A 16601-nucleotide genomic window follows, 5' to 3' on the forward strand; every position below is an offset into this window, starting at 1 on the left:
CGCCGTGCCGAAGCGCCGCAGCCTGATCTCCCTGCTGGCCGGTGCCGCGGCGTTCCCCACGGGCGCCCGCGGTCAGCCTGCCTGGACGCCGACCCGCCCCGTGCGTCTGCTGGTGGGCTTCCCGCCCGGCGGCGCGGCGGACCTGTTGGCGCGGCGCCTGGCCGATGGCCTTGCCCATGGCCTCGGCCAACCCGTGGTGGTGGAAAACCGGCCCGGCGCCAATGCTCACCTGGCCCTGGATGCGGTGGCCAAGGCGGTGCCGGACGGCCACGTCATCGCGCTGTCCCCCATGGGCCCGCTGGCGGTGAACCCGGCCTTGATGCCGGCCCGCATGCCCTTCGATGCCGGGCGGGACTTCACCGCGCTGGTGCATGTCTGGGACCAGCCCAATGTGATTGTCGCAGGCCTCGACGTGCCCGCCGCCTGGCCCGACTTCCTGGTCTGGCTCCGGTCGCGGCCGGATGAACACTACGCCTCCGTCGGTCCCGGATCCTCCCAGCATCTGACAGGCGCACTTCTGTCCCGGACGCTGGGGCTGCGGATGGAGCACGTCGCGTATCGCGGGTCCCCCGCCGCGTTGACGGCGATCATGGCGGGGGAGATCAGGCTCTACATGGACAGCCTGGCGGGGACGATCCCGCTGGCCCGCGCCGGGCGGGTGCGCGCCATCGCCGTCACGACCGAGGCGCGTTCGGCCGCCCTGCCGGATGTGCCTTCCCTGGCGGAGCTTGGCCTGACCGAGGTCACCATCTCCTCCTGGCAGGTGGTGGTGGGCCCGGCGCGCATGCCGCCGGCCGTCGTCGCGCGCCTGAACGCGGAATTGAACCGCGTCATCCACACGCCGGAGCTTGTGGCCTGGATGCGTGACCTCGGTGCCGAGCCTGTCGGCGGCAGCGCGGAGGCCGCGGCGGCGATGCTGGCCCGCGAACGCGATCGCTGGCAGCGCGTGATGCCGGCGCTGGGCGTGACCGTCGATTAGCCAGCAAGCGGCATCCGCGTGACGTCCTGGCCGGTAAGGGCGGCATGGGCATTCGCAACGGCGGCGCCCACGCCGGGGACGCCGGCCTCGCCCAGGCCGACGGGATGCTCGGCACTGTCGATCAGCGCGACCTCGATCGCCGGCGCATCCGCCAGGCGCAGCAGCGGATAGGCGTCGAAATTCGTCTCCACCACGGCACCCCCACGCACCGTGATCACCTCCCGCAGCGCGTTCGACAGGCCGAAGATGATCGCCCCCTCCATCTGCGCCCGCGCATGATCGGGATGGATGATGCGGCCGCAATCCACCGCGGCCCAGACGCGATGCACGACCACCCCCTGCGCACCGCGCGAGACCTCCGCCACCTGCGCGACATGCGCCCCGTCGCATTCATGCACGGCGACACCGCGCGCCCGGCCCTCCGGCACGGCGCCGCCCCAGCCGCTCATCGCCACCACGCGATCCAGCACCGCCAGCAGCCGAGGCTGGTCGCGCAGCAGATGGCGGCGATAGGCGACGGGATCGCGGCCCGCGCGCGCCGAGAGACGGTCGATGAACAATTCGACCGCCGCGACATTGTTCTGGTAGCTGACAGCCCGCATGAAGCCGACGGGGCGCGGCGCCTCCGCCAGCACGAACTCCACGCGGAGATTCGGGATGGCATAGGCGATCTCCTTCAGCCCGTAGGTGGAGGTGCCGTCCTTGCCGTTATGGAAGAATTGCGGGAAGGCCCGCTGCAACAGGGATGCGGTGCAGGTGCGCGCGAGCAGCGACACCGGATAGCCCTGCGCATCGAGCGTCGCGGAAAGCCGCGTGGCGGCGGCGGGCCGGTAGTAGCCCTGGGCGAAATCCTCCTCCCGCGACCACAGCACCTGCACGGGCCGGCCCAGCGCCTTGGCCAGCGTCACGGCCTGCACGATCTCATCACGCTCATACCGCCGCCCGAAGCCACCGCCGGCCAGCATGGTGTGGATGGTGACCTTGTCCTCCGGCAGGCCCGCGACCTCCGCCGCCAGCGCCTGCGCATAGGTCTTTTCCTGCGTGCCGATCCAGACCTCGCACTGGCCATCGACGATGCGCGCGGTGCAGTTCGGCACCTCCATGCAGGCGTGGTGCAGCAGGGGGGCGTAGAAATCGGCGGTGACGGTGGCGCCCGCATGTGCGCTGGCATCGCCCTGGCTGCGCATCTCCACGCCTGGCCGGTCGAGCCCCGCGCGCAGCTGTGCCTCCAGCCCCGCATCGTCGAAGATCGCGCCGCCTTCCCAGACGATGTCGAGCGCGGTGAGCGCGCGCTTCGCCACCCAGTGCCGGTCCGCCACCACCGCGACGCCGTTCGGGATGGGGAGGATGGCGTGCACGCCGGGCGGCAACGCCCCGGCTGGCAGCACGGCGCGGCCGCCATGCGCGGGGCAGCGCTTCACCGCGGCGCAGAGCATCCCGGGCAGGCGGAGATCCATGCCGTAGGTCGCGCTGCCATTCACCTTGATCGCGGCATCCAGGCTGCGCACTGATCGCCCGATCAGCCGGAAACTGGCGGAATCCTTCAGCGGCGGATCGGCTGGCGGGGTGAGGCGCCCGGCTTCCGCTGCCAGCGCGCCATAGGCCAGGCGGCGACCGCTGGCGGCGTGGATCACCGCACCGGGCTCCGTCGTGCAATCTGTCGGTGGCACGCCCCAGCGCGTGGCGGCGGCGCGCATCAGCATGTCCCTTGCCGCGGCACCGGCCTGGCGCATTGGCAGGAAGCGTTCTGTGATGGACAGCGCCGCGCCCGTCATCTGCCGCTTGCCGCCGGGGCGCTTGAAGGCCTCCCCGGCCGGGGCCAGGGCGAAGCGGACCTGCTGCCACTCGGCATCCAGCTCCTCCGCCACCAGCATCGGCAGCGAGGTCGCCACGCCCTGCCCCATCTCCAGGTGGGGGACCTGCACGGTCACGACGCCCGCGGCGTCGATGCGGAGGAAGGCGTTCAACGTGCCGCCGGATGCCGTGTCAGCCTGGGCTGATGCTGGGATGGCGAAGCGCAGCGTCAGCAGGCCCGCGCCCGCCACGGCCCGCATCGCCACCCGCCTGCCGAATCCCGCTGCCATGGCCTGTCCCCGCCTTTTGCGGAGAAGCGTAGGGCGCCGGGCTTCGGTGCGGAAGCGAAAGCGGATGGTGCCCCGCCGCGGGGCGGGGCACCGGTTGGGCTACACGGCCTCCGCCCGCAGCCGGCGTGCCGCGGCCACCAGGTTCTCCATGGCCGGCTTCACCTCCGCCCAGCCGCGGGTCTTGCAGCCGCAATCCGGGTTGAGCCAGAGCCGGCCGCGCGGGATGCGCTGGGCCGCGCGCTGGGCCAGCCGCACCATCTCCTCCGCCCCCGGCACGCGCGGTGCGTGGATGTCCCAGACCCCCGGGCCGATGGCGTTCGGGTAGTCGAAGGCGGCGAAGGCTTCCAGCAGGTCCATGTCGCTGCGCGCGGTCTCGATCGAGATCACGTCGGCATCCATCGCGGCGATGCTGTCGATGATGTCGTTGAACTCGCTGTAGCACATGTGGGTGTGGATCTGCGTCTCGTCCCGCACCGCGCTGGCGGAGAGGCGGAAGCAGGCCACGGCCCAGCGCAGGTAGTCGGCGCGGTCCGCCTGGCGCAACGGCAGGCCCTCGCGGAAGGCGGGCTCGTCGATCTGGATGATGGGGATCCCGGCGGCTTCGAGATCCGCGACCTCCTCCCGGATCGCCAGGGCGATCTGGCGGCAAACCACGTCCCGCGCGATGTCTGTACGGGGGAAGGACCATTGGAGCATGGTGACGGGCCCCGTCAGCATCCCCTTCATCGGCCTGGCGGTCAGCGATTGCGCGAAGGCGGACCAGCGGACCGTCATGGGCGCGGGGCGTGACACATCGGCCCAGATGATCGGCGGCGCGACGCAGCGGCTGCCATAGCTCTGCACCCAGCCATGCTTCGTGAAGGCATAGCCGGCGAGCTGTTCGGCGAAGTGCTTCACCATGTCGTTGCGTTCGAACTCGCCATGGACGGGGACGTCCACGCCGACCTCATCCTGCCAGCGGACGGAATCCGCGATCAGCGCCCGCATCGCCTCGTCATGCGCGGCCTGGCCGATCTCGCCACGGGCGAGGCGGGCGCGCAGGGTCCGGACCTCCGCCGTCTGCGGCCAGGACCCGATGGCGGTCACGGGCAGGTCGGGCAGGTTCAGGCGTGACTGCTGCGTCACCGCGCGCTGGGCGTAGGGGCTGGCGCGGCGTTCCATGGCGGGCGTCACGCCGGCCAGGTGTGCCGCGACGGCGGGATCATGCAGTCGCGCATCGGCGCGCGCCTCGGCCAGCGCGCGGTCGCTGTCGGCGAAGGCACTCGCGACGGCCTTCTCCCCCTCATCCGCCGCGCGGGCGAGCGCCGCGACTTCCTTCAGCTTCTCATTCGCGAAGGCGAGGCGACGGGCCAGGGCCGGGTCCAGCGCCGTTTCCATCGCCAGGCTGTGCGGAACGTGGAGCAGGGAGCAGGAGGGCGCGACCATCAGCCGCCGCGCGAAGCCCGCCTGCTGCGCCTGCTGCACCTGGCCGAGTGCCTGGCGGAGATCCGTGCGCCAGACATTCCGCCCATCCACGAGGCCGAGCGAGAGCCACCGGTCCCGCTTCCATGCCTCCAGCACCGCCGCCAGCTGCCCCGGCGCCCGGACCAGATCCACATGCAGCCCGGCAACGGGGAGGGATGTGGCGAGGGGAAGATTGTCGCGCAGCCCCTCGAAATAGGTCGCCAGCATCAGGTCGAGGCCGGGCGCGGCATCGGCCAAAGCGCGGAAGGCGGTGCGGTAGGCCTCCGCCGCGCCGGCGGGCAGGTCCGTCACCAGGCAGGGCTCATCGATCTGCACCCAGGTGGCGCCGGCCTCGGCCAGGAAGCGCAGCGCATCGGCATAGGCGGGCAGCAGCGCCGGCAGCAGGTCCAGCGGCCGCGTGCCGTCCTCCGCCTTGGAGAGCAGCAGCAGGGAGACGGGGCCGAGCAGCACGGGCCGGGTGCGGACGCCGTGCTGCATCCCCTCCCGCAGCGCGCGGGCCCATCGGTTGTCCACCAGGCGGGGCCGCGTGGCGGCGGACAGGCGGGGGACCATGTAGTGGTAGTTGGTGTCGAACCACTTGGTCATCTCCAGCGGCACGGCATCGCCGGGGATGCCGGCGGCGCGTGCGGCCTCGCTGCCTCGCGCGCCCCGGGCGAGCGCGAAGAGGGTGGCGAGCGACGCCGGTCCCTCGCCCCCCCAGCCATAGCCGCGCGGGATCAGGCCGAAGGCGCAGGCGGTTTCCAGGACGTGGTCATAGAGCGCGAAATCGGCCGAGGGCACATGGCTGATCCCGCTGCCCTGCTGCAGCGCGCGGGCGCCGGCGCGCAGCGCGGCGGCGGTGGATTGCAGATCGGCTTCCCCGGTCCTGCCGGCCCAGAAGGCTTCAAGGGCCGTCTTGAGTTCACGGCGGGGGCCGATACGCGGGTAGCCGAGATTGGCGGCGATGGTCATCGCAGTCGTCTCCGTCGCCCGGTGCACCCAGCCCGGCCGTGGGGGTGGCGCGCCCCCGTATCTCCGGGGTGCACGGCGCGGGCAGGTCTCCTGGCTCGCGGGTGCCGGGCTTGCGCCCCTCGCCACCGGCCCTGCCTTCCCGCTTGCGCAGTGGCGTCCCCCCTTTCGGGGGAAATCGGGCCGGCGGCTTCCCGCCGACAGTTGCTGGGGCAGCGTCCGACTTGGGGGGTTTCCCCGCCCGCACGGACTTCCCTTTTCACCCGCTCGCGCGGGACCAACGCAATATCAACATATCTTTATGCGATGTCGCACTCAAGGGGGCTGCCGCACCGCCATCGCCACCCCCGCGCCCCGGTGTTACAGCCCGGGGACATGTCCCCGACAAAGACCCTTCCATGACCGGCGTCGAAGTGAAATTTGAGATCTTCCTGGCGGCCCCACCGGGGCTGGAGGAGACGCTGGCCGCCGAGATCTCGAGAAAGGGGTTCCGGCAGCCGAAGGTCGTGCCAGGCGGTGTCGCGACCATGGGTGGCTGGCCGGCTGTGTGGCGGGCCAATCTCTGGCTGCGCGGGGCGAGCAAGGTGCTGGCGCGGATCGACCAGTTCCGGGCGGTCCATTTCGCGCAGTTGGATGACCGGGCGCGCGCGGTGGACTGGAAGGGCCTTCTCCGGCCGGACGTGGCCTTCCGGGTGGAGGCGTCCTGCGCCGCCTCGAAGCTCTGGCATTCCGGGGCGGTGGCGCAGCGTGTCGCGACGGCGATCCGGGAGAGCGTCGGCGTGAAGGAGGCCGATGACGCGCCGGTGGTGATCCGGGCGCGGATGGAAAAGGACCTCTGCACGATCAGCGTCGATACCTCCGGCGACCTGCTGCACAAGCGGGGCTTCAAGCAGGCGGTGAACCCCGCCCCGATGCGGGAGACGATGGCGGCGCTGTTCCTCATGCAGTGCGGGTATGAGGGCACGGAGACGCTGCTCGACCCGATGTGCGGCGCGGGCACCTTCGTCATCGAGGCGGCCGAGATGGCCGCGCGCCTCAATCCCGGCCGTGCCCGCGACTTCGCGTTCGAGAATTTGAAGAACTTCGATGCGGAGGCCTGGGCGCGGATGCGCACCGTGGCGCGGGCGGGGGTGGAGGGGGTGACCTGCCTCGGCTTCGATCGCGATGCGGGGGCGGTCGCGATGAGCATCGCCAATGCCGAACGCGCGGGCGTGGCGGCGGGGACGCGCTTCGCGCAGGGAACGATCAGCGATTTGCAGCGGCCCGATGGCGCGCCGGGCCTTGTCATCGTCAATCCGCCCTATGGCAGCCGGATCGGGGACCGGAAATCACTCGGCCCGTTGTATCGCGCGCTGGGCCAGGTGCTGATGAGCCGCTTCGCCGGCTGGCGCGTCGGCCTGGTGGCGGCAGAGCCGGCGCTGGCGCGGGAGACGCGCCTGCCCTTCCTGCCGCCGGGCCCGCCCGTGCCCCATGGCGGGATGCGGGTGACGCTGTTCCGCACGGCGCCGCTGGGGTAGCGGCCCAGTGGGGGTAAGGCTTTCGGGGGGCGTCCGGCTCTTCCTGCTGTTCGCGGCGCATTGCGTCGGCACCATCAACATCATGGGCGTGATGGCCTTCGCCCCGGCCATCCAGCGGGACCTCGGCCTGGATACCGCGACCTTCGGGCTGCTGGTCGCGGCCTATTACGGCGCGCAGCCGCTGGTGGCGCTGCCGGGCGGGTGGCTGGTGGACCGGATCGGGGTCCGCGCCGCGCTCGCCCTCTCCATGGCCGGGGTGAGCATCAGCGCGGGGTTCTTCGCGGTCTCCGCCGGGGGCGCCATGGCGGCGTCGCTGCTGATCCTGGCGGGCATCGCCTATTCCCTGGTGAACCCGGCGACGAGCGTCGGCGTCGTCACCTGGTTTCCGCCGGATTGGCGGTCCACGATGATGAGTGTGAAGCAGGCCGGCGTGCCGGCGGGCGGGCTGATCGCGGCCATCATCGCGGGGCTGGCGGGGCCGGATGCCTGGCGGGTCTCCGCAGGCGCCGTCGCGGTGGCGGCGGCGCTGGTGGCGGTGCTGGCGGTGGTGACGCCGGGGGGCGGGGCGCCTGCCGTGGCGCGGGGGCCGGTGGTGGCGGGGCTGCTGACGGTGCTGCGGAACCGGGCGCTGATGCGGGTCTGCCTGACGACCTTCCTGCTGAACACCGCGCAGGGGGCCTTCTACGCCTATCTGGTGCTGTACATGGTGGGGCCGGCGGGGCTGTCGCCGGCGGTGGCGGCGCTGATCTTCGGCGCGACGCATGTCGTCTCCGCCATCGCGCGCATCCTGTGGGGGCTGCTGGCGGACCGGGTCTGGCGGGGGGATGGGCCGCGGGTGCTGCGCATCATCGCCTTCGCCTCCTGCCTCGGCTTCGTCGGGCTGGCGCTGGCGGCGGGGCTGGGGGCGCCGGCGGCCGCGGCAGCGGCGCTCGCCCTCGGCATGACCATCGCGGGCTTCGCGGGCGTGGCGCAGGGGGCGGCGGCCACCGCGGCGCCGCGGGCGCAGATCGGCGCGGCAATGGGCGTCTTCATGGTGCTGACGCCGCTGGGGTCGGTCTTCGGGCCTTCCCTCTTCGGGGGGCTCATCGGCCTGACGGGGGGCTACCTGGTGCCCTACCTGGTGCTGGCGGGGGTGACGCTGGTGGTGGGGCTGTTCGTGCTGCGGCGGTAGCTACCCGCCGGCGGTGCGTTCGTAGTGCCGGTAGTATTTGTCGGTGATGAGGTCCGTCTTCACCACGATGCAGACATCGGTGGTGTTGAACTGGTGGTCGATCACCGCGCCATCGCCGACGAAGCCGCCGAGCCGGAGGTAACCCTTCACCAGCGGCGGCAGCGCCACCATGGCGGCGCGCATGTCGAGGTCGCCCGGCGGGATGCGGTCCATCGCCACATGGCGGTCCGGCACGGCACGCGGCCGCAGCGCCGGCGGTGCCAGGTGGTTGGCATGGAGGTAGGAGAGTTGCGCGGCCAGGGCATCGAGGTCCGTCCCCGGCAGGGAGGCGCAGCCGAACATCAGGTCGATCTTGTGCCGGAAGACGAAGGCGGCGATGCCGCGCCACAGCAATTGCAGCGTGCCCCGCGTGCGATAGGGGGCGGCGACGCAGGACCGGCCGAGTTCCAGCACCTCACCCGGGAAGGCCAGCAGCGGGCCGATGTCGTATTCGCCGGCGGAGTAGAAGCGGCCGAGGCGATCGGCGGCGGCGCGGCGGATCAGGCGGTAGGTGCCGATGACCGCTTCCGGGCCGTTGCCGAGGTCATGGTCCAGCACCAGCAGGTGGTCCGCCACCGCGTCGAATTCGTCGCCGTCGCGCTTCGCGGCCAGCGTCGCGGCATCGGCATTGGCGCCCATCTCCTCATAGAAGACCTTGAAGCGCAGCGCCTGGGCGGCATCGATCTCCGCCGCGCTTTCCGCGATGCGCAGGCCGAGATTGCCGGCGCGCAGCTCCTCGAACCCCTCGGCGCGCGGCGCCGCGCGGGGCGGGTCGGCCGGGAGGGGGGCATCCTCGGGCAGGGGCCCATCGACGCTCATCGGGCAACGCTCATGTCGGGTCAGGCCTTGGGCTTGGTGCGGCCACGGGGGGCGGGCGCCGGCGCGCCCTTGCGACCGAAGAGTTCCAGGCGCTGGCCGACCAGGCTGAAGCCGAGGCGTTCGGCGATGGCGCGGGCCACCTTCTCGAACTCCGCATCCTCGAACTCGATGACGCGGCCTGTGTCCACGTCGATCAGGTGATGGTGATGGCCGCGATCGGTCGGGTCGTAGCGGGCGCGGCCGCCGCCGAAGTCGCGGCGTTCCAGGATGCCCTTCTCCTCCAGCAGCCGGACGGTGCGGTAGACCGTCGCGACCGAGATGCGGTCATCGAGGGCGGCGGCGCGGCGGTAGAGTTCCTCGACATCCGGATGGTCCTCCGCCTCGCTCAGCACGCGGGCGATGAGGCGGCGCTGGCCGGTCATCTTCAGGCCGCGCTCCACGCAGAGACGTTCGATCCGGGACGGATCGGGGCGGGCTGTCTCGGCGTGGCGGTCGTGGCTGTGCATGCGGCGGGCGGGATGTCCTGCGGTCGGCCGGGTTCAGCCCGGCCGGGGCGAGCGCATCAATAGCGCCTGTGGCGGCACGCCACCACCCAGGGCCTTCGCCCCGCGGATGGCCTTCAGGCGTCCCGGCCCGGCGCTGCCGCGCGGCCACGCCCGGGGGTGCGGCCGCGGGGCTTGGTGCCGAGGCCGATGCGCTTGGCGAGGGAGGAGCGGTGCTTGGTGTAGTTGGGCGCCACCATCGGATAGTCGGAGGGCAGGTTCCACCGTTCGCGATACTGGTCGGGCGTCAGGTTGAACGAGGTCTTGAGATGCCGCTTCAGCATCTTGAGCTTCTTCCCGTCCTCCAGGCAGATCAGGTATTCGGGGGTGATCGACTTCTTCACGGGCACGGCGGGCTGTGGGCGTTCGGGCGTTTCCGCTGCCGGCAGGCCGATGGAGGCGAGGGTGCGGTAGACGTCCTGGATGAGGCTCGGCAGGTCCGCGACGGCGACGGAGTTGTTGGAGACATGGGCCGAGACGATTTCCGCCGTCAGGCCAAGCAGATCGGGATTCCCCCCGGGGTATGCCGTGGTATCGGCCATGCGTCTTGTCCTGGCTTCTTGTCCTGTCCGCGTCGTCGGGCCGCTGATGCCCGCTCATTTCTCCGGCGGACGGGCGCCATGCCCGGTGCCGCGACGCGCCGTTGCCACCATATTGCCGTGAATCGCCGTTTCGCAATGACGTTTGGTGATCAGAAGGGCCGTTTCGTGATGAATCACCCCGTGCTGCAAGAACAGAGTCACGATGTGGCCCTGGATATCACTGCGGAGACTTGCCCGATGACCTTCGTGCGCACGCGCCTCGCGCTGGACCGGATGCAGCCGGGCCAGGTGCTGCTGGTGCGGATGAAGGGGGACGAGCCGCGGAAGAACGTGCCGCGGACGGCGGCGGAGCAGGGGCATGGGGTGCTGGGGGTAAGGGAGGCGGGGGAGGGGGTGCTCGAGGTGTGGGTGAGGCGGAAGTGAGGGGGCTCAGGCGCGCGAGCCCGGCTCCAGCCCCCTTCTCAACACCAGCGCATCCGCCCCATCCCCGTAGTACCGGCGCCTTCGCCCCACTTCTTCGAATCCCGCTGCCCCATACAGTGCCCGCGCCGGCGTGTTCCGGTCGCTGACTTCCAGGAACATCGCCCCCGCCCCGCGCGCCACCGCGCCGGCCATCGCCGCCGCCAGCAGGGTGCCCCCGGTCCCCTGCCGGCGCGCCGACGGCGCCACGGCGAGGGTCAGGATCTCCGCCTCATCCGCCGCGACGCGGGCCAGGACGAAGCCGGCGCCGGGCCGCAGCACGCCGAAGGTGCCGGGCATCTCCAGCATCAGGCGGATGGCGTCGGTGCCCCAGGCTTCGGCCGCTGGAAAGGCCAGGGCGTGCAGGCGGGCGGCCTCGGCGATGTCGAAGCCGCTCATCCCGCGGCGGGCAGGCGGACGGCGGGGGGTTCGACATAGAGGGGCGTCGCGTCCCGCCAGGGGATGTCGCCGGCCAGGCGCCGCAGCGCGACAAGGCCGGCGGCGGCGGCATCGGGCAGGCGGCTGTCGGTCAGCGTCGCATCGAAGCCGCGCGCCAGCAGCCGGGCGGCGGCCAGGGGGGCGGCGTCGCCAACCAGGACGACGGGGCCGGAGGGGGCGGGGATGTCGCGCTCCGCCATCGGCTCGGGCGGCGTCGCGGCGTGCCAGGCGCCCGGCGTCAGGCGTTCCAGCAGGAAGCGGCCGCGCTTCGTGTCGATGGCGGCCCAGACGGCGCGTGTGTCGCGCACCCCCTCGGGCAGGGCAGCGGCCAGGGCCTCCCCGGTCGTGACGCCGACCAGGCGTGCGCCGGTGGCCAGCGCGATCCCCTCCGCCAGCGCGATGGCGGTGCGCAGCCCCGTGAAGCCGCCGGGGCCGACGACGACGGCCACGGCATCGGGGCGGGCGCCCGCCAGCACCTGCTCGGCTAGGGGCGGCAGCGCGGTGGGCTGGCCGCGGGCGCCGGCGTGGAAGGCATGGGCGACCAGCGCGCCATCCTGCAGCAGGGCGGCGGAGCAGCGGGCCAGCGAACCATCAAGGACGAGCAGGCGCATGCCATTGCTGTAAGGCGCGCGTCTTGTTCCGTCCATCGGTTGACCTTGCAGCGCAATCGGCGGCTTGCTTTGGTGGCCGCGCAGAAGGATCGTCGCCCCATGAACGAGATCAGCGTACCGCGTCCGAACAACCTCGACGCGTTCTGGATGCCATATACCGACAACAAGTCCTTCAAGGACAAGCCGCGCATGTTGGCGCGGGCGGAAGGCATGTCCTACTTCACGCCGGAGGGGCGGGAGATCCTGGACGGCACCGCCGGCCTCTGGTGCTGCAACGCCGGCCATGGGCGGCGGGAGATCGTGGAAGCGATCCAGAAGCAGGCCGCGATCATGGATTTCGCGCCGACCTTCCAGATGGGCCACCCCATCGCCTTCGAAGCCGCCGCCCGCGTGGCGGAGATGACGCCGGAGGGGATGGACCGCGTTTTCTTCGTGAATTCGGGGTCGGAGGCCGCGGATACCGCGCTGAAGATCGCGCTGGCCTGGCACAAGGCGCGGGGCGACAGCCAGCGGGTGCGCCTCGTCGGGCGCGAACGCGGCTATCACGGCGTGGGCTTCGGCGGCATGTCGGTGGGCGGCATCGGCGGCAACCGCAAGCAGTTCGGCGCGCAGCTTCCCTATGTCGACCACCTGCCGCACACCCATGGCGTGCCGGGCAATCTTTTCGCCAAGGGCCAGCCGGAGAACGGGGCGAACCTGGCGGAGGTGCTCGAAAACCTGGTGGCGCTGCATGGCGACACCATCGCGGCGGTGATGGTGGAGCCGCTGGCGGGGTCCACCGGCGTGCTGGTGCCGCCGAAGGGCTACCTGCAGAAGCTGCGGGAGATCTGCACGAAGCACGGCATCCTGCTGATCTTCGATGAGGTCATCACCGGCTTCGGCCGCATCGGGGCGAATTTCGGCGCCGAACGCCTGGGCGTCACGCCCGATATCATGACCATGGCGAAGGGGCTGACCAACGCCGCGGTGCCGATGGGCGCGGTCGCCACCAGCAACCAGGTCTATGACACCATCGTCAACGGCGTGCCGGCAGGGATCGAGCTGTTCCACGGCTACACCTATTCTGGCCATCCCCTGGCCGCCGCCGCCGCGATCGCGACGCTGGAACTGCACCGGGCGGAGGACCTGCCCGGCCGGGCCCGCGCCATGGAGCCCTATTTCGAGGATGCGGCGCATTCGATGCGCGATGTCCCCGGCGTGATCGATGTGCGCAACATGGGCCTGGTGGCGGGGATCGAGCTGGCGCCGCGGGCGGGCAAGCCGACGGCGCGGGCCATGGATGTCTTCAAGACCTGCTTCGACAAGGGCGTGCTGACGCGGGTGACGGGCGATATCGTGGCACTCTCGCCGCCGCTGATCGTGGAAAAGCCGCATATCGACCGGCTGTTCGGCACGCTGGCCGACGCCATCCGGGCCGTGCCAGCCTGACACGCCCCCGCCGACTGGCGCCGCTGCTGCTCGTCATCCTGGCGCTGGCCGGAGTGCTGGGGGCGGCGGTGCTGTCCCATCTGCCGGCGGAGCGCGCGCAGTGGCCTCTGCTGACGCTCGTCATCATCCTGGCGGGCGTCGCGCTGGTCGCGGCGGTGCTGTGGCGGGGCGAGGTGGCGCGGGCGGAGACGGAGGCCGCTTCCCGCGCCGCGGTCGCGAAGGCGGAGACGGAACAGCACGCCGCCAAGCTGCACGCCGACATGCTGGCGACGGCCGCGCATGAGATCCGGACGCCGCTGGGCGGAGTGCTCGGCCTGCTGGACCTGGTGCTGGGGGGCACGGGCCTGTCCCGCGCCGCGCGGGCGGATGCCATGGCGGCCCGGCAGGCGGCATCCGACCTGATGCTGCTGCTGCGCGACCTGATCGAGGTGCCGGGGGAGGTGAAGGCGCCGCTGGCCAGCGATCCCTTCCGGATCGATGAGACGATGGACCAGGTGGTGGCGCTGCTCCGCGCCCGGGCGGCGGCGCATGGCAACCGCCTGGCCGTCGCCATCGCCACGGGCACGCACCCGGCCTGGCGGGGCGACGCGGCGCGCATCCGGCAGATCCTGACCAATTTGGCCGCCAACGCCATCCGCTTCACCGAGGGCGGGGAGGTGCGGATCGAGGCGCGGGAGACGGCGGCGGGGCTGCTGCAACTCTCGGTCAGCGATACCGGGGCGGGCATCGCCACCGACCGGATGGCGACCCTGTTCGACCGTTTCCAGCGCAGCGAACAGGGCACGGGGCTCGGCCTTTCCATCTGCCGGGACCTGGCGGCGCGGATGGGGGGCGGCATCGCCGTCACCAGCGCGCCCGGGCGTGGCAGCCTGTTCACCGTGACCCTGCCGCTGCTGCGGGTGGCGGATGAGGAGGTGGTGCCGCCCGAACACGCCGCCCCCGTGCCCACCCTGCCGAGCCCGGCCCGCAGGCCGGGACCGCCTGTGCTGGTGGTGGATGACGTGCCGGTGAACCGCCGGCTGCTCGGCCATGTGCTGGACCGCGCGGGCTGGGGGCATGAGGAAGCCGGGGATGCGGCGACCGCGCTGACCCTGGTGCAGTCCCGCCCCTATGCCGCGGTGCTGATGGACCTGCAGATGCCGGAGGTCGATGGGCTGGAGGCGACGCGCCGGCTGCGCGCCCTGTCCGGCCCCGCCGGCCGCCTGCCCGTCATCGCCGTGACGGCGCAGGGGGGGGAGGATGTGCGCGCCCAGGCCGAGGCCGCGGGGATGGACGCCTTCCTGGTGAAGCCCGTCTCGGCCGCGGACCTGACCGCCGTCATCACCCGCGCCCTGGCCAACCGGGCGAAGCAGGCGGGCGGGACGCCGCTTTAGCGTCTGTGGACCCAGGGCCTGGAATCAGCCCCGCATCCCCATATAAGCGCCTGAACGCTGTCCGACTGCCCCGAGAGGCCCCCGATCCATGAGCGCGACCGATACCGTTGCCCCCGTTCCCGTGACCGTGCTGACCGGCTACCTCGGCGCCGGCAAGACCACGCTGCTGAACCGCATCCTGAGCGAGAACCACGGCAAGAAGTACGCGGTGGTGATCAACGAGTTCGGGGAGCTCGGCGTGGACAACGACCTCGTCGTCGATGCGGACGAGGAAGTGTTCGAGATGAACAATGGCTGCATCTGCTGCACGGTGCGCGGCGACCTGATCCGCATCATCGGGGGGCTGATGAAGCGCCGCGGCAAGTTCGACGGCATCATCGTGGAGACGACGGGCCTCGCCGACCCCGCCCCCGTGGCGCAGACCTTCTTCGCGGATGAGGATGTGAAGCGGGCCACGAAGCTCGACGCCATCGTCACCGTGGTGGACGCCAAGCACCTGCCCGCCCGGCTGAAGGACAGCGCGGAGGCGCAGGAGCAGATCGCCTTCGCCGACATCATCGTGCTGAACAAGATGGACCTGGTGAATGAGGACGAGGCGGCGGAGGTCGAGCGCCTGATCCGCGGCATCAACCCCTATGCCGAGATCCGCCGCAGCACCAAGTCCGACGTGCCGATCGAGAGCGTAGTGGGGCGGGACGCCTTCAACCTGGCGCGGATCCTGGAGCGGGAGCCGGAATTCCTCTCCGGCGAGGACCACCATGAGCATGACAGCGAGGTGAACTCGATGTCCTTCCAGGTGTCGCGCCCGATCGACGCCGAGAAGTTCAACGTCTGGATCGGGGAATTGCTGCAGTCCAAGGGCCAGGACCTGCTGCGGACCAAGGGCATCCTCTACTATGCCAATGACGATCGCCGCTTCGCCTTCCAGGCCGTGCACATGATCGCCGATGGCGACTACATCGGCCCGGTGAAGGATGGTGACGAGCGAAAGTCCAAGATCGTCTTCATCGGCCGCAACCTGAACCGCCCGCAGCTGCGCCGCGGCTTCGAGGCCTGCCAGGTCCCGGCCTGAGCCGGGCCTGGGTTGACAGGCGCCGCCCGCGCGACGAAGGCGGGCGGCATGATGGGCGGGACGACGACATGGCCGAAGTGACGGAAGCCGATTTCCTGCTGGCGAGCCGGGGCGTGGCGCGCGACCTCGGCGCCTGGGCCGTGGCGGCCGTGTTCGGGCGGGAGGGGCGGAGCCTGTCCTTCGCGCTGGCCGATGGCACCGTCCATATCATGCCGGTCGGCGCCCCGGCGGCGGATTGGCAGCGGGTGGAGGCGCATGACGGCGCCGTGCTCTCTGCCGTCGCGGATTGCCGCGCCGGCGTGCTCTCCGGCGGCGATGACGGGCGGCTGGTGCAGGTGACGCCGGATGGCGTGGTCGCCGAGGTCGCGCGCTTCGGGTCGAAATGGGTCGATCACGTGGCGGCGCATGAGGGCGGCGTGCGCGCGGCCTCGGTCGGCAAGGTGGTGCATGTGCTGGATGGCGCGGGGCAGATCCTGAAGGCGCTGCCGCATCCGACGACGGTCGGCGGCATCGCCATCGACGCCAAGGGCAAGCGGATCGCGGCCAGCCATTACGGCGGCGCGTCGCTGTGGTTCGTGGGGTCCAAGGAAGACAAGCCCAAGGTCCTGGAATGGAAGGGCAGCCATCACGCCATCCTGTTCAGCCCGGACGGCACGCATGTGGTCACCGCCATGCAGGAACCGGCGCTGCATGGCTGGCGGCTGGCGGATGGGCAGCACATGCGCATGTCCGGCTATCCCGGGAAGACGCGCAGCATCCACTTCTCCTCCCGCGGCCGCTGGCTGGCGACGAGCGGGGCGGAGAGCGTGGTGCTCTGGCCCTTCTTCGGCGGCGGGCCGATGGGCAAGGCGCCGACGGAACTGGCCGGCGGCGACGAGGTGCTTTGCAGCGCCGTCGCCTGCCATCCGCAGCATGAGGTGGTGGCCGCCGGCTTCGGGGATGGGCTGGTGCTGATGGCGGAAGTGGCCAGCGGCAAGGTGGTGCCGGTGGCGCCGCCGAAGGGCAGCGCGGTGTCCACCCTGGCCTGGAATGCCGCGGGGACGCATCTCGCCTTCGGGACGGAAGCCGGGCTCTGCGGCGTCGTCGATCTGTCGAAGCGGTAGAGGGAAGCGAGC

General features: G+C 71.6%; 16 protein-coding genes and 1 riboswitch. Of the genes, 8 read left to right on the forward strand and 8 right to left on the reverse strand.

Translation table 11 applies throughout. From position 1 onward, the window contains the following. Positions 1-4: 4 nt before the first annotated feature. Positions 5-979, forward strand: a complete 975-nt coding sequence (locus tag BM041_RS00150; protein WP_175533641.1) for a Bug family tripartite tricarboxylate transporter substrate binding protein — start codon at positions 5-7, stop codon at positions 977-979. Here BM041_RS00150 and BM041_RS00155 read toward each other — a convergent pair. Both BM041_RS00155 and metE read right to left on the reverse strand, forming a co-directional pair. After that, on the reverse strand, positions 976-3063 hold the full coding sequence (locus BM041_RS00155; RefSeq protein ID WP_092953712.1) for a xanthine dehydrogenase family protein molybdopterin-binding subunit: 2088 nt from the start codon (positions 3061-3063) through the stop codon (positions 976-978). The genes BM041_RS00150 and BM041_RS00155 overlap by 4 nt on opposite strands. A 99-nt stretch (positions 3064-3162) precedes the next feature. Beyond that, the gene (metE, locus tag BM041_RS00160) at positions 3163-5478 is read right to left on the reverse strand and encodes a 5-methyltetrahydropteroyltriglutamate--homocysteine S-methyltransferase (protein WP_092953715.1); all 2316 of its coding nucleotides are present in this window, start codon (positions 5476-5478) and stop codon (positions 3163-3165) included. Between the two features lie 63 nt (positions 5479-5541). After that, a riboswitch (cobalamin riboswitch) is annotated at positions 5542-5772 on the reverse strand. 101 nt (positions 5773-5873) lie between these two features. Between metE and BM041_RS00165 the strand changes: the two genes are divergently transcribed. Continuing rightward, positions 5874-6992 (forward strand): THUMP domain-containing class I SAM-dependent RNA methyltransferase, encoded by a 1119-nt coding sequence (locus tag BM041_RS00165; RefSeq protein ID WP_092953718.1) that lies wholly within the window; start codon positions 5874-5876, stop codon positions 6990-6992. Between the two features lie 7 nt (positions 6993-6999). After that, positions 7000-8163: an MFS transporter gene (locus BM041_RS00170; RefSeq protein ID WP_092953720.1), complete on the forward strand. Its 1164-nt coding sequence runs from the start codon at positions 7000-7002 to the stop codon at positions 8161-8163. On the opposite strand, the gene BM041_RS00175 is transcribed toward BM041_RS00170, so the two are convergent. From BM041_RS00175 to BM041_RS30910, 4 genes are all read right to left on the reverse strand, one after another. Next, entirely contained in the window at positions 8164-9021 is an 858-nt protein-coding gene (locus BM041_RS00175) for a GNAT family N-acetyltransferase (RefSeq protein WP_092953723.1), read from the reverse strand. Between the two features lie 20 nt (positions 9022-9041). Continuing rightward, entirely contained in the window at positions 9042-9527 is a 486-nt protein-coding gene (locus BM041_RS00180; RefSeq protein WP_092953726.1) for a Fur family transcriptional regulator, read from the reverse strand. 113 nt (positions 9528-9640) lie between these two features. Next, positions 9641-10105 (reverse strand): MucR family transcriptional regulator, encoded by a 465-nt coding sequence (locus BM041_RS00185; protein ID WP_092953729.1) that lies wholly within the window; start codon positions 10103-10105, stop codon positions 9641-9643. Between the two features lie 54 nt (positions 10106-10159). Next, on the reverse strand, positions 10160-10306 hold the full coding sequence (locus BM041_RS30910) for a hypothetical protein (protein WP_217648646.1): 147 nt from the start codon (positions 10304-10306) through the stop codon (positions 10160-10162). 36 nt (positions 10307-10342) lie between these two features. Between BM041_RS30910 and BM041_RS00190 the strand changes: the two genes are divergently transcribed. After that, positions 10343-10528, forward strand: a complete 186-nt coding sequence (locus BM041_RS00190) for a sulfurtransferase TusA family protein (RefSeq protein WP_408735391.1) — start codon at positions 10343-10345, stop codon at positions 10526-10528. 6 nt (positions 10529-10534) lie between these two features. Here the strand turns inward: BM041_RS00190 and BM041_RS00195 are convergent, their stop codons facing one another. Further along, positions 10535-10963 (reverse strand): GNAT family N-acetyltransferase, encoded by a 429-nt coding sequence (locus BM041_RS00195; protein WP_092953732.1) that lies wholly within the window; start codon positions 10961-10963, stop codon positions 10535-10537. Then, positions 10960-11613 carry a tRNA (adenosine(37)-N6)-threonylcarbamoyltransferase complex dimerization subunit type 1 TsaB gene (gene tsaB, locus BM041_RS00200; protein ID WP_245761860.1) on the reverse strand — a complete coding sequence of 218 codons (654 nt, stop codon included), beginning with the start codon at positions 11611-11613 and terminating at the stop codon, positions 10960-10962. The genes BM041_RS00195 and tsaB overlap by 4 nt, the downstream gene beginning before the upstream one ends. Positions 11614-11712: 99 nt before the next feature. On the opposite strand from tsaB, the gene BM041_RS00205 reads away from it, so the two are divergent. The 4 genes from BM041_RS00205 (at position 11713) to BM041_RS00220 (ending at position 16589) form a co-directional block, all read left to right on the forward strand. Then, positions 11713-13041, forward strand: a complete 1329-nt coding sequence (locus BM041_RS00205; protein ID WP_092953738.1) for an aspartate aminotransferase family protein — start codon at positions 11713-11715, stop codon at positions 13039-13041. 53 nt (positions 13042-13094) lie between these two features. Next, complete coding sequence (locus BM041_RS00210) at positions 13095-14414, forward strand: ATP-binding protein (RefSeq protein WP_092953741.1); 1320 nt, start codon at positions 13095-13097, stop codon at positions 14412-14414. Between the two features lie 88 nt (positions 14415-14502). Next, complete coding sequence (locus BM041_RS00215) at positions 14503-15486, forward strand: CobW family GTP-binding protein (RefSeq protein WP_092953744.1); 984 nt, start codon at positions 14503-14505, stop codon at positions 15484-15486. 68 nt (positions 15487-15554) lie between these two features. Further along, the gene (locus tag BM041_RS00220) at positions 15555-16589 is read left to right on the forward strand and encodes a WD40 repeat domain-containing protein (RefSeq protein ID WP_092953747.1); all 1035 of its coding nucleotides are present in this window, start codon (positions 15555-15557) and stop codon (positions 16587-16589) included. Positions 16590-16601 lie beyond the last annotated feature (12 nt).

Origin of the sequence: Falsiroseomonas stagni DSM 19981 (assembly GCF_900114315.1) — a bacterium.
Classification (GTDB): domain Bacteria; phylum Pseudomonadota; class Alphaproteobacteria; order Acetobacterales; family Acetobacteraceae; genus Falsiroseomonas; species Falsiroseomonas stagni.

Excerpts from the sequence above, each read along its gene's own strand:
- BM041_RS00190 (WP_408735391.1), top strand. The coding sequence starts at position 10,343 with ATGACCTTCGTGCGCACGCGCCTCGCGCTGGACCGGATGCAGCCGGGC.
- BM041_RS00175 (WP_092953723.1), bottom strand. The coding sequence starts at position 9,021 with ATGAGCGTCGATGGGCCCCTGCCCGAGGATGCCCCCCTCCCGGCCGAC.
- BM041_RS00220 (WP_092953747.1), top strand. The coding sequence starts at position 15,555 with ATGGCCGAAGTGACGGAAGCCGATTTCCTGCTGGCGAGCCGGGGCGTG.
- BM041_RS00155 (WP_092953712.1), bottom strand. The coding sequence starts at position 3,063 with ATGGCAGCGGGATTCGGCAGGCGGGTGGCGATGCGGGCCGTGGCGGGC.
- BM041_RS00195 (WP_092953732.1), bottom strand. The coding sequence starts at position 10,963 with ATGAGCGGCTTCGACATCGCCGAGGCCGCCCGCCTGCACGCCCTGGCC.
- metE (WP_092953715.1), bottom strand. The coding sequence starts at position 5,478 with ATGACCATCGCCGCCAATCTCGGCTACCCGCGTATCGGCCCCCGCCGT.
- BM041_RS00205 (WP_092953738.1), top strand. The coding sequence starts at position 11,713 with ATGAACGAGATCAGCGTACCGCGTCCGAACAACCTCGACGCGTTCTGG.
- tsaB (WP_245761860.1), bottom strand. The coding sequence starts at position 11,613 with ATGCGCCTGCTCGTCCTTGATGGTTCGCTGGCCCGCTGCTCCGCCGCC.
- BM041_RS00215 (WP_092953744.1), top strand. The coding sequence starts at position 14,503 with ATGAGCGCGACCGATACCGTTGCCCCCGTTCCCGTGACCGTGCTGACC.
- BM041_RS00165 (WP_092953718.1), top strand. The coding sequence starts at position 5,874 with ATGACCGGCGTCGAAGTGAAATTTGAGATCTTCCTGGCGGCCCCACCG.
- BM041_RS00180 (WP_092953726.1), bottom strand. The coding sequence starts at position 9,527 with ATGCACAGCCACGACCGCCACGCCGAGACAGCCCGCCCCGATCCGTCC.
- BM041_RS00185 (WP_092953729.1), bottom strand. The coding sequence starts at position 10,105 with ATGGCCGATACCACGGCATACCCCGGGGGGAATCCCGATCTGCTTGGC.